The 11,590-nt window shown below is 64.8% G+C and carries 12 protein-coding genes, 1 tRNA gene and 1 pseudogene; 6 read left to right on the forward strand and 8 right to left on the reverse strand.

The annotated features are described in order from the left end of the window. The 5 genes and pseudogenes from NZM16_RS01815 to NZM16_RS01835 form a co-directional block, all read left to right on the forward strand. Nucleotides 1-317 (forward strand): annotated as a pseudogene (locus tag NZM16_RS01815) (hypothetical protein); the annotation flags it as partial. Further along, the gene (locus tag NZM16_RS01820; protein WP_295452687.1) at nucleotides 307-567 is read left to right on the forward strand and encodes a hypothetical protein; all 261 of its coding nucleotides are present in this window, start codon (nucleotides 307-309) and stop codon (nucleotides 565-567) included. The pseudogene NZM16_RS01815 and the gene NZM16_RS01820, both read left to right, overlap by 11 nt. A 53-nt stretch (nucleotides 568-620) precedes the next feature. Then, nucleotides 621-1,340, forward strand: a complete 720-nt coding sequence (locus NZM16_RS01825) for a response regulator transcription factor (RefSeq protein WP_295478120.1) — start codon at nucleotides 621-623, stop codon at nucleotides 1,338-1,340. Beyond that, complete coding sequence (locus NZM16_RS01830; RefSeq protein WP_295478123.1) at nucleotides 1,337-1,546, forward strand: hypothetical protein; 210 nt, start codon at nucleotides 1,337-1,339, stop codon at nucleotides 1,544-1,546. Before NZM16_RS01825 ends, NZM16_RS01830 begins: the two co-directional genes overlap by 4 nt. A 54-nt stretch (nucleotides 1,547-1,600) precedes the next feature. Next, on the forward strand, nucleotides 1,601-2,410 hold the full coding sequence (locus NZM16_RS01835; RefSeq protein ID WP_295478132.1) for a sensor histidine kinase KdpD: 810 nt from the start codon (nucleotides 1,601-1,603) through the stop codon (nucleotides 2,408-2,410). Between the two features lie 27 nt (nucleotides 2,411-2,437). Here NZM16_RS01835 and NZM16_RS01840 read toward each other — a convergent pair whose 3' ends face one another. The 6 genes from NZM16_RS01840 to NZM16_RS01865 form a co-directional block, all read right to left on the reverse strand. Continuing rightward, on the reverse strand, nucleotides 2,438-3,262 hold the full coding sequence (locus NZM16_RS01840) for a PHP domain-containing protein (RefSeq protein ID WP_295478126.1): 825 nt from the start codon (nucleotides 3,260-3,262) through the stop codon (nucleotides 2,438-2,440). Then, nucleotides 3,259-3,519 carry a stage V sporulation protein S gene (locus tag NZM16_RS01845; protein WP_295452697.1) on the reverse strand — a complete coding sequence of 87 codons (261 nt, stop codon included), beginning with the start codon at nucleotides 3,517-3,519 and terminating at the stop codon, nucleotides 3,259-3,261. The genes NZM16_RS01840 and NZM16_RS01845 overlap by 4 nt, the downstream gene beginning before the upstream one ends. A gap of 315 nt (nucleotides 3,520-3,834) precedes the next feature. After that, nucleotides 3,835-4,071 (reverse strand): translation initiation factor IF-1, encoded by a 237-nt coding sequence (gene infA / locus NZM16_RS01850; RefSeq protein WP_088572070.1) that lies wholly within the window; start codon nucleotides 4,069-4,071, stop codon nucleotides 3,835-3,837. A 219-nt stretch (nucleotides 4,072-4,290) separates the two neighbouring features. Next, nucleotides 4,291-4,659, reverse strand: coding sequence for a septum formation initiator family protein (locus NZM16_RS01855; RefSeq protein ID WP_295452700.1), 369 nt, complete (start codon nucleotides 4,657-4,659; stop codon nucleotides 4,291-4,293). 204 nt (nucleotides 4,660-4,863) lie between these two features. After that, a tRNA-Leu gene (locus NZM16_RS01860) sits at nucleotides 4,864-4,947 on the reverse strand. 325 nt (nucleotides 4,948-5,272) lie between these two features. Then, nucleotides 5,273-7,537, reverse strand: coding sequence for an NADP-dependent malic enzyme (locus NZM16_RS01865; RefSeq protein WP_295452703.1), 2,265 nt, complete (start codon nucleotides 7,535-7,537; stop codon nucleotides 5,273-5,275). A 464-nt stretch (nucleotides 7,538-8,001) separates the two neighbouring features. On the opposite strand from NZM16_RS01865, the gene argH reads away from it, so the two are divergent. Then, a complete protein-coding gene (gene argH, locus NZM16_RS01870) occupies nucleotides 8,002-9,378 on the forward strand; it encodes an argininosuccinate lyase (RefSeq protein ID WP_295452706.1) in 1,377 nt (458 codons plus the stop codon). Between the two features lie 123 nt (nucleotides 9,379-9,501). Here argH and NZM16_RS01875 read toward each other — a convergent pair whose 3' ends face one another. Both NZM16_RS01875 and NZM16_RS01880 read right to left on the reverse strand, forming a co-directional pair. Next, a complete protein-coding gene (locus tag NZM16_RS01875) occupies nucleotides 9,502-10,188 on the reverse strand; it encodes an SOS response-associated peptidase (RefSeq protein ID WP_295452708.1) in 687 nt (228 codons plus the stop codon). A 193-nt stretch (nucleotides 10,189-10,381) separates the two neighbouring features. Beyond that, complete coding sequence (locus tag NZM16_RS01880) at nucleotides 10,382-11,221, reverse strand: hypothetical protein (protein ID WP_295478129.1); 840 nt, start codon at nucleotides 11,219-11,221, stop codon at nucleotides 10,382-10,384. Nucleotides 11,222-11,590 lie beyond the last annotated feature (369 nt).

Raw genomic sequence — 11,590 nt, forward strand, 5'->3', positions numbered from 1 at the left:
CCTATCGGGATTTCATCGCCTTCCATCCTGCGGAGACGCTGCGCCTGGCCTTCGTGACGGGCGGGGATCAGGAGACGTGGCAGAACAAGGCGCTGTGGGTGGGCCAGCTCGGCCCTTTCCTGGAAGGACAGCTCATCACCCCCCAGCCTCGTCGCGATTTCGCCGGCCTGATCCCCCGACGGCCAGCAACTGGCGTTTGTGGGCATGCCGGATCCCGATGGACCGGTTCCCCTACAAGGGGAGCCGCTGCGCCGCCTCCTGCACCAGCACCGGATATATGTCTATCGCGCGGGGCAGATCGAGCGGTTGACGGATGATCCCTTCTACCGAGACGAGCGCCCTCAGTGGTCGGCGGATGGCCGCTTCCTGCTGTTCGCCCGTCTGGATAACGAGAGCCAAACCTCTCTCTGGCTGATCCCCGCGGAAGGAGGAACGCCGCGCCTTGTTGTGGAATCGCTGAGCCCCTCCCCCGGCTGGTTGGGGAATTACGGACACATCGACTGGGAAGCGCTTTACGACTGGTGGAAAGGCCCTCCGCGGGAGGAGAACTCTCCGTTGATGCCGTAGAGAGCGCGTGGAGATGCTTGGAGCATAAACGTGTTAAGGAGAACAGTCGCAGAATGGAGCGGCATGGCGCGCGGGTGCTGGTGGTGGATGACGAGCCCGACCTGCTGGCGGAAGTCAAGCCGCTCTTGGAGCGGGCCGGTTTCCAGGTGCTCACCGCCCGCGACGGCCGGGAGGCCCTCGAACGCATCGAGCGGGAGGCCCCCGACCTGGTGGTGTTGGACATCCGGATGCCCGGCCTGAACGGGCGGGAGGTGCTGCGGCGGATGCGCCAGGCCGGGAACTGGACCCCCGTGCTCTTCCTCAGCTACGTCGGGGCCTCCGCGGAACGGGCCCTCGCGTTGCTGGAGGGGGCCGACGATTACCTGAACAAGCCCTTCGAGCCGGTGGAGCTGATCGCCCGCATCCAGGCGATCCTGCGGCGCACCCGGAAAGGACAGCCTTCCCTGGCGGCCTGTCGGTGGCTGCGCAGCGGGGAGCTCCTCCTGGATCGCCTCCATCGGCAGGCCCGGAAGGGGGAGCAGCCGCTGAACCTGACCCCGCGGGCGTTCGCCGTCCTGGAGTATCTGATGCTACACCCGGGGGAGCCGATCGCCCGCGAGCGGCTGTTAGACGCGGTGTGGGGCTGGTCGGAGGACTTGGGCACCCGCGCCGTCGACGTGCGGATCGCCGAGCTCCGGCGCGCCTTGGGGGAGGATCCGGAGGCTCCGCGCTGGATCGAGACGGTCGTGGGGTTTGGCTATCGATTCCGGGGCGAGGTGGAGGGGCAGCCGTGAGCCGCTGGCCGTTGTGGATCGGCACAGGCGCCTGCGGGGTCGGCGGGATCGGCGGGCTGTTGTTCCAGATCGGGGTCCTGCCCAACCGCGTCTTCGTCGGCCAAGTGGTGGTGGACCTCGCCGCGCTGACGTTCTGGGGCGGCCTGGGGATCGGCATTTTCGCCGGACTGCTCTGGGCTTTGGGCCGCTGGGGGGCGCGTCTATAGCTGGGGAAGCCCTCTCCAGCCTACAGCGACCTCGTCGGGATGTGACCGCGGTTCCTGCGGGCCCTGGAACACGAGCTGCGCAATCCGCTGGCCATTCTCCACCTCGGCCTGAACCGCTTGCGGACAGGGGGCGGGCTGGACGAGGAGGCCCGCGAGGCCCTGGACCGGATCGCCGAGCAGGCGACCCGCCTCCAGCGCCTGATGGAAGGGCTACGTCGCCTGGTGGATCTTGAGGAAGGCCGGATGGAGCGCATCCCGGTGGATCTCCGAGGGGTGCTCGAGGAGGCCCTGGCCCTCATTCGGGAATCGCCGGCCGGGGCGGCGCGAGGGGTGGCCCTGCAGTGGCCCCGGGTTCCATGGCCGCCCCCGCCCATTCAGGGGGATCCGGATCTGCTGGTCCTGGCGTTCCGCAACCTGCTGGACAACGCTCTGAAGTTCGCCCGCCCGGAGGATCCGGTGGAGGTGCGGGTATTCGAGGGCGCAGGGGGCGTCTATGTGTATGTGGAGGTGGCGGACGGGGGGCCGGGGATCCCGGAGGACGATCTGCCCCACGTGCTGGAGTCCCTGTATCGCGGGCGGAACGCCCAGGGGGTTCCAGGGAGCGGCCTGGGGCTGGCGTTGGTCCATCGGATCATTCGGGGCCACGGCAGGACCATTGAGGTCCGCAGCCGTCCCGGATGCGGGACGGCCGTGCGGATCTGGTTGCCGGTCGAAGGAACTCCTTCGCTCGCCCAGCGGATCCGGCGGTGGTTGGGCGCGCGGAATCTCTTCCCCGTCGGGCGGCGCCCTGGGCGGCAAGCCCAGGATGGGGAAACGCAGGCCCAGGCGCGCCCCCCGAGCGATCCGATCGTTCCCGCTTCTTGAGCGGAGGAAGGGAAGGGGGGAGGGGATTCAGCGCGGGCATCGCTCGCGGAGTCGCTCCACGGTGTGCTCCGGAACTGGCATCGCCCCCAAGAGGATGCGGCCGTCGGGGCCGGGGCCGTGGAAGTCGCTCCCGCCGGTGGGGATCAGATTGTAGATCTGGGCGACGGCCATCAAGCGGGCGATGTCGGCCGGGGAGTGATCGGGATGGAAAACTTCCAGCCCGGCCAGCCCCGCCCGCCACAGGCCCTCCAGGTCTCGGGGAAGCCCGGAGCGCCCCGGGTGGGCCAGGGCGGCCACGCCGCCGGCCGCCCGCACAATCTCGAGGACCTCCCGGGGATCCAGCGGCCGCCGGGGGACATAGGCCGGGCGGCCTCGCCCCAGCCACCGCTGGAAGGCCTCCGCTTCATCCGCCACATACCCTTGCTCGACCATCGCCCGGGCCAGGTGGGGACGTCCCAGCGCGTCCCCTCGGGCCAGCTCCTGCACGCGTTCCCAGGAAACCGGCATTCCCAGCTGGGTCAGGCGATGGATCATCGCCTGGATCCGTTCCACCCGTTCCGCCTGCATCTCCTCCAGAAGGCGGAGGAGATCGGGGTGCACAGGGTCCACAAAATACCCCAACAGGTCGAGCTCCTCCTCCGATCCGCCGACGCTGATCTCCACACCGGGGATCACCTCCAGGGGTGTGCCGCGGGCGAGGGAAGCCGCCTCGAGCGCCCCCCGGGTGGTCTCGTGGTCAGTGATGGCCAGATAGCGCAGACCGCGCGCGAGGGCCTCCTGCACCACCTGGGCGGGGGACCACAGGCCATCGGAGGCGGTGGTGTGAACATGGAGGTCGAGGCGGGAACTCATCGCTTTTCGATCACAAACCGGATGGCGGTTCGCTCCTGATCGTTGATCTTGATGTCGGTGAACTCGGGGACGCAGACGATGTCAATGCCATCCTGGGCCAGATACGTGCGGGCGATGCAGATGGCCTTCACCGCCTGATTGACGGCGCCCGCGCCGATGGCCTGCACTTCCGCCCGTCCGCGCTCCCGGATGACACCCGCGATGGCTCCGGCCACGGCTGTGGTGCGTGATTTGGCAGCCACTTTAATGGTGTCCATGATCTCCCTCCGTGAAGCTGGGGGATGAGGCTGAGAAACCGCGGCCAGCGAAGATGGACTTACCGCGCAATCTGCTATCGGAGCGTTTCTCCTTTCAAGGTGGGAAGATCCCTCGCCACGGCCCGCAGGACTTTAGCGAAGGGTGCTGGGGTGGGAAAGGCTGTCTTCGGCTCCTTCCTCCGCCATTGAAAGTTTCCAATCCAATGCTGAGGATGCAATGTTAATTATAGCCCCCAGCGGCGTAACTCCTAAGGGTGAACTTGTCGAGCACCTCCCAGTTGGAGAGGCTTCTTGGGCCGCGATGGCCCCTCGCTTTTATCGGGAGAGCCGGCGCACGATGCGCCCCCGGCTCAGGTCATAAGGGGAAAGCTCCACCAGGACGCGATCTCCCAGAAGCACCCGGATGTAATACATGCGCATCCGGCCGGAGAGATGGGCCAGCACCTCGTGGCCGTTATCGAGACGGACCTTAAACATCGTGTTCGGCAATGTCTCCACAACGGTCCCCTCCACCTGGATAACGTCCTTCGCTTTCTCGCCTCCCTTCGCCATCGGGCCTCCTATGAAACAGGGATCTCTCTTTTATTGTAAGGGAATATTGCCGCGGGGGCGTGGGGTGCAGAAGGTGCCCCTCGCCCCGCCGAGGCCTCCCTTCTCCACTCTTATGGGGTTTTGCCACATGGGGAGGGAGGAAGCAGAAAGGGGAGGGGTCCGCTTGGTCCTCTAAAAGCCCTCGGGGTTCATGGTTTGCTAAAACTGGGCGTGATCAGCTCAGCGGCCCCGGATCTGCATCCACCAGGCCTGCCAGGGTTGAAGGGTAGGGGTTGGTGTCGGGTAGGGAGTAGGAGGGGAAGGGATCCGCTCCAGGCGATAGGGCGTTTCATAGGGGCGGATCATCCCGGCTTCTACACGGGCCCAGCGGGCCACAAACTCCTCGCTCCGCACATAGCGAGCCTGCTCCGCGAGGCGAGTTGCCCGTATCTGTTCCGTAGCGATCGCCTGTCGCAGGCGCTCCGCCCGCTCCACCCGCTGTCGGTAAAGCTCCAGATTCCCCCAAGCCACATGAGCCAGGAGCATCATTCCCATCAACACCATTAGGCGGATCAGCCATCGGCCCGCCTCGCCCAGCCATCGGCGCATAAGTCTCGATTCCCTTGAAGATAGAGATTACGGGGATAAAAGACTTCGGCTCACGTTCAGAGCTCGTGCAGCCGGTTTGCGGATTTTAGACGTGAGCCGGGACTCAAAGCCCCGGAAACAAACGAACCGCGCGGCTTCCAGGACAAAAAAAGGGCGTGGGAAACGGCTACATTGCCCTCCCCACGCCCTGTGTTCATGGAGCAGTGCCGGGGGCGGGATTTGAACCCGCACGGGCGTATGCCCACCACGCCCTGAACGTGGCGCGTCTGCCAGTTCCGCCACCCCGGCGGTCTGTATTCAATTCTACCAGGGCTTGCCTCGCTGTCAAATCCCAGGTGCGGCAAATTCCGAATTCGGCCACATCTCGAGCGCCCGACAGAGAAGAGATGAAGTCGCCAGACGAGGTTGGGGGGTGGGGCGGGCTGCGGAGTTGCCCACCCCACCCCTCAGAATCCGGCGGATGGCTTCCACGCCAGGCGGAAGACCATCCGACCCCGCGGCGGTCCGGGCGGGGGAGCCGACCCCAAACCAGCCCCAAACCCTCGAACGGCCCGTGGCCTTCCCTACTAAGATTCGGATATGCGTGTTCATCCGTGGATGGCGCTTCCCCAGCTTATATCGCGATCGGAACACGGGCCTGGGCGCGCTCCTGAGCGTCCAGAGCGGCGATGGCGGCGATGAAGACGATGTCCTGCACCTCATCGCCGGTCTGGAGGACATGGACCGGCTTGCCCATGCCCAGGAGGATCGGCCCGATGGCCTGGGCATTGCCGAGCCGCTGCAGCAGCTTATACGAGACGTTGGCGGCCTCCAGATCCGGGAAGACCAGGACGTTGGCGTCCTTCACCCGGCTGAATGGATAGCGCTCTTCGATGATTTCCGGCACCACCGCGGTGTCCGCCTGCATTTCCCCATCGATCAGGATATCCGGCCGCCGTCCTCGCACGATCTCCACGGCTTGACGCACTTTCTCCGAGAGCGGATGGCGGGTGCTGCCGAAGTTGGAGAAGGAGAGCATGGCCACCCGCGGCTCGATGTCGAACCGCCGGGCGAAATCCGCTGCCATGATGGCGATCTCCGCTAGGTCTTCCGCGGTGGGCTCGATGTTCACGGTGGCGTCGGTGAAGAAGTAGACTTTTTCCTTGACGATCATAATGTAAAGCCCGGCAACCTTACGCACCCCTTCACGGACCCCCACCACCTGCAGGGCGGGGCGGATGACGGCGGGGTAATCGTAGGTGAGGCCGGAGATGAAGGCGTCGGCGTCCCCCATCTCCACCATCATCGCCCCGAAGTAATTGGGCTCCAGCAGCAGCTCGCGGGCCAGGGGGAGGGTGACACCTTTGCGTTGCCGTTTCTCAAACAAGCGCTGGGCGTATTCCTCCAGCCGTGGGAACTCCGGCGGGTAAACGATCTCCGGACTGCAGCGCAGGCCCAGCTCCTGGATCCGTTGGCAGATGATCTCGGGGCGACCGATGAGGATCGGGCGGCCGATCCCTTCCTCCTGAACCAGCGCTGCCGCCCGCAGGATCTTGGGCTCCTCTCCTTCTCCAAAGGCGATCCGTTTGGGAGCTGCTTTAGCCTTGTTGATGATGAAGCGCATCACCTGGGTGCCTTTCCCCAGGCGGGCGGCCAGCCGCTCCCGGTATTCCTCGATGTCGATGTGAATCCGGGCCACACCGGTCTCGATCGCCGCCTGGGCGACCGCTGGAGCTTCCCACAGCATCACCCGCGGGTCCAGCGGCTTGGGGATGATGTAATCGGGCCCGAAGCGCAGGCTCTCCAGCCCGTAGGCTTTCAACACGCTGTCCGGCACATCCTCCCGCGCCAGGGCGGCCAGCGCCCGGGCAGCGGCCAGCTTCATCTCATCGTTGATCGCCCGCGCCCGCACATCCAGGGCCCCGCGGAAGATGAAGGGGAAGCCCAGGACGTTGTTGACTTGGTTGGGGTAATCGCTGCGGCCGGTGGCGACGATGGCATCGGGACGGGTCTCCTTCGCCAACTCGTAGCGGATCTCGGGATCGGGGTTGGCCAGGGCGAAGATGATCGGCCGTTCGGCCATGGTTTTCACCATCTCCGGGGTGAGGACATCGGCCACCGAGAGCCCCAGGAACACATCCGCCCCGCGGATGGCCTCCGCCAGGGTCCGGGCGTCGGTTTCCACAGCGAAGCGCTCTTTGTAAGGGTTCATTCCCTCCTTGCGGCCTTTGTAGATCACCCCCTTCGTGTCCAGCATGATGAGGTTCTCCTTACGCACCCCCAGCTTCACCCAAAGATCCGCACAGGCGATGCCGGAGGCCCCGGCCCCGTTGATGACCACCTTGATCTCATCGATGCGCTTGCCCACCAGCTCCAGAGCATTCAACAGGGCCGCCGCGGAGATCACCGCCGTTCCGTGCTGGTCATCATGGAAGACCGGGATATCCAGGATGGCCCGCAGGGTTTCCTCGATGTAGAAGCACTCCGGGGCTTTGACATCCTCCAGATTGATACCCCCAAAGGTGGGGGCGATGGCCTGCACAATCCGGATGAACTCGTCGGGATCGCGGGTATTCACCTCGATATCGATGGCATCGACGTCAGCGAATTTCTTGAAGAGCACGGCCTTGCCCTCCATCACCGGCTTGGAGGCCAGCGCCCCGCGATCCCCCAGGCCGAGGATGGCCGTGCCGTTCGAGATCACTGCGACCAGGTTCCCTTTGGTTGTGTATTCGTAAGCCAGGTCCGGGTTCTTCTCGATCTCGAGGACCGGGTAGGCGACGCCCGGGCTGTAGGCGAGGGAGAGATCCCGCTGGGTGATCATCGGTTTGGTGGGGACGATCTCCAGCTTGCCAGGGCGGCCTTTACGGTGATATTCCAGCGCGTCTTCGCGGAGCATGGAAACCTCCAGGATTTCAGGCTAAGTTCCGGCCAGGACGACGGAGAGGCGGGAGGCCCCCGCAGGCGTTGGTTCCCATTTCCAGCATAATTCCGGGCGATCTCTCCGGCAACCCGGGCGGGCGAAGGAAACGCAGGCTCGCCTTTCGAGCTTTCCCAAGGGCTTTGGGCCGCCGAAGGCGGCGCCCCAGCCCAAAAAATATTTTTTTCTCCCTCTCCCCAGGGCCCCTGGGGAGGGGCCTGGCCCGCTCCCCTCCCGAAGGCGCTTGGATTGGACTTGACGCCTGAAGTTGCACATGGCGTCTCTCCTCTCCATACAGCGGTCGAGGGAAGGGATCGTAGCTCATGCGGCAATGATTCCAATTCGGTTCGGTTACAATAGCGTTACAGAAAGGCACATGGGAATCGGCGACTTCGATGGCCTGATGTTGCTCCTTTCATCTCATTCGATCTGGAGGTTGGGGAATGCGTCTGTGGGGAGCCTCCGCGAGTCCATCCCTGGATCCCGCCTTTGAGCGGCTGAACGCCTCGCTTTCCTTTGACCGCCGCCTTTATCCTCAGGACATCCGGGGCTCCATCGCCTGGGCGCGGGCCTTGGCCCGGGCGGGTCTCCTGACGCCTGAGGAATGCAATGCGATCGTCACCGGCCTGGAAGCGGTGAAGGCGGAGCTGGAAGCCGGCGCCTTCGCCTTCCAGCCCACCGATGAAGATATCCATACGGCCATCGAGCGAAGGTTGACGGAGCGCATCGGACCGGTCGCCGGCAAACTGCACACGGGCCGGAGCCGCAATGATCAGGTGGCCACGGACCTGCGTCTTTTCCTGATGGAGGCATGGCCCCGACTGGATCAGGGGCTGCGGGAGCTCGAGGAAGCGCTGGTGGCGCAGGCAGAAGCCCACCCGGATTTGCTCATGCCGGGCTATACGCATCTTCAGCGGGCCCAGCCGATCCGTTACGCCCACTGGTGCCTGGCCCACGCCTGGGCCTTCGAACGGGACCGGGCGCGATGGCGAGATGCTTACCCCCGCCTGGCGACGCTTCCCCTGGGCAGCGGCGCCCTCTCCGGAACGCCCTTTCCGATCGATCGGGAAGCGCTGGCCCGGGAGCTGGGCTTTCTCTCCGTTTCCCCCAACAGCTTGGATGCCGTCTCGGATCGGGATTTCGTCGCCGAGTTTCTTTTTATTGCGGCGATGATCGGCGTTCACCTCAGCCGGCTGGCGGAGGATCTCATCCTTTTCACTAGCGCGGAGTTCGGGTTTGTGGCCCTGGACCCGGCCTACACCACCGGCTCCAGCCTGATGCCTCAGAAACGCAACCCCGATGCTCTCGAGCTGGCCCGGGCTAAGGCCGGGCGTCTCGTCGGCCACCTGACGGGATTTCTGACCGTGCTGAAGGGCCTTCCTTCGGGCTACAACAAAGATCTGCAGGAAGACAAAGAGCCGGTCTTCGATGCGTTGGACACGCTGGAGGCGCTGTTCGCTGTGCTTCCTGGCCTGGTGCGGACCATGCGGCCTCGGCCGGAACGGATGCAGGGCGCTCTGGAGGAAGCGATGCTGGCCACGGAGCTGGCGGATTATCTGGTGCGCAAGGGGGTCCCGTTCCGGGAGGCCCATCGGGCGATCAGCGGGCTGGTGGAGGAATCCCTTCGCGAGGGCCGGTCGCTTTCCGCCCTTTCTCTGGAGGCCATGCGCCGCCACCATCCTGCTTTCGACTCCGACGTCTATGAAGCTCTGAATCTGGAAGCCGCCGTGGAGCGTCGATCCATCCCAGGGGGCACTGGGCGCGCCGCCATCGATGCGCAGATCCAAGCCTTGCGGGCATCCTTGGACCGTTCGTTATGAGAGGGCTTCCGCCCAACCCCGAAAGATGTTTTCTCCTCCCTCCCCATGGCCCTCTGGGCCGCGGGGAGGGAGGAGAAAGGGGGGAGGGGCCATCGCCCCTCTGGACAGGCTTCCGTCTCTAATTCACAACTGGTCGAAGCCATAACGCTCGCGCAGCGGCTCGATCAGGGCGGGATCATCCACCCGGGGGGAGTTCACCCGGGCCGAAACCGGGTAGGCGATCATCCGGTCGGCCGGGTAGGGGCGCAGGATCTCCTGCCAGGCTCGGGGACCAGCAGTATCATCCAGCCAGATCTCCTCGTGCTCCGGCAACAGAATCACCGGCATCCGATCGTGAATCCGGGCGACCCGTTCATTAGCCGCGGTGGTAATGATCGTGAAGCTCTCGATGACCTTCCCCTCTGGGCTCTCCCAGCGATCCCACAGCCCGGCGAAGGCGAACGGCTCTCGATCCTGCAGCCCGATCCAGTAGGGGATCCGTCCGTGCGGTGTCCGCTGCCACTCATAGAACCCGTCTGCCAGCACCAGACAGCGCCGCCGGCGGAAGGCCTCGCGGAAACTCGGGCGTATCGTCAGCGTCTCCGCCCGGGCGTTGATCAACCGATTCCCAATCGCCGGATCCTCTGCCCAGTGCGGGATCAACCCCCAGCGGAATAGACGGATCCGCCGGGTCCCATCGTTGAGCAGCGTGGGGAGCGGCTGGGTGGGGGCGGCGTTATATCGGGGCTGCCACGGCACGTCCGGCCACTCCGCCCGGAACCGCTCCATCAGCCGTCGAGGCTCCGTAAAAATCGTGTAACGCCCGCACATCGGGTCCTCCATCCGCTCGTCACCGGAATCTTGCGCCCAAATCGTTGTTACGTGGCTGGGAACCAGTCAGACGAGATGGAAGGGTTCCACCCCTAAAAGCGAACGGCGCAACTCCCGTTGTTGAGTGGGGAAACCCTCAGGAGCCGGGGAGCTCGGAGTTGGTTTTACCTACTCCGCTCGGCCGGGCTGGGTGTCAAGGGCCCTCAGCTCCTGAGATCCTCTCCTCGTCCGAGGGCACTGTGTTCGGATCCACGATGTAGCGCCACCAGTTATGGGAGATCCCATCGGTTTCCCCGGGGGCCCTGGGGAGATGGCGGAGCCACCATCGATGATGTTCGCGGATATCCCCCCCGCCCCATTCCGCGCAATTCACCCATCGCCCTCGGCCCCGCAAATCCGGGAAATGAAGCCAGTCATCGCAGTAGCTCCACACGTCGCGAGGGTTTCCCCAATCGTAATCCCGCTCGCTGTTTGGAGCGAAATGGATCGTGCCGACCTCGGCCTGGCCGGGCGCGATGAGCTCATATCGGGTGAAGCGCCGCCAGAGATTGCACGCCTCTGGGACTCCAGCGAAGACCCGCTCCATGATCGCCTCGGCCCGATGTCCGAAGTTCTCCAGCATTTCGCCCACCCCGCGCTCATACGAGAATCCCATGATCACAAAGCGCCTTCCCGCCGCTTCGGTTCCGAGCAATGGGGGGGCGTTGCACCAGAAGGCGCCAGGGCCAGCCATGCGGGACTCGTAGAATCCGAAATAGGGCCCCCCGAACAGCCAGAGCTCATCGATCTCCCCCCGGGCGATCCGACCGATGCCGTCGCAGAAGTCGAGGATGGTCCGGTAGTCCGCGGTGTCCGGCTCATGCGGAGGCTGCCGCCGCTCCAGAACCGCGCGGTAGGTCTCCCACGTATACTGGAAGCCATCGATTTTGACGGGAAAGAAGGGGAAGTCCAGGCGGGCGGCGATCTGATAACGGACCAGCCCGCCGCTACACGCCTCCAGATCGGCGATGTAGCCGTCCACCAGCTCCTCCACCCGGTTCCAGCCCCTCGCCTGGGAGAGGGGAAGGTTGCTCGCGACCGGGGGATCGAAAACTATGAGAAGGACCCGTGGGGAAAGCCTCGGCAAAGCCGCTTCTTTTGGGCTCATGTCCGTGAGTTTCCGGAAAGAACTTGAGCAAATCCCTGGATCCGCTCATCGGATCTAATTTTCCCCCCACGGCCTCGTGCTTTGTCCATTTTTCATTTGAGGGTTTTCGGGGGCGGCGCGGGGGGCACGCACCGCGAAAGATTTTTTCTCCCCCTCCCCATGGCCCTCTGGGCTGTGGGGAGGGGGAGAAAGGGGGGAGAGGCCTTTGCCTTCCGAACCGGCTTCGGTTCCTCAAATCCCCAGTTGATAACTGGA

The sequence above is a fragment of the Thermoflexus sp. genome (assembly GCF_025055495.1).
Lineage (GTDB): Bacteria > Chloroflexota > Anaerolineae > Thermoflexales > Thermoflexaceae > Thermoflexus.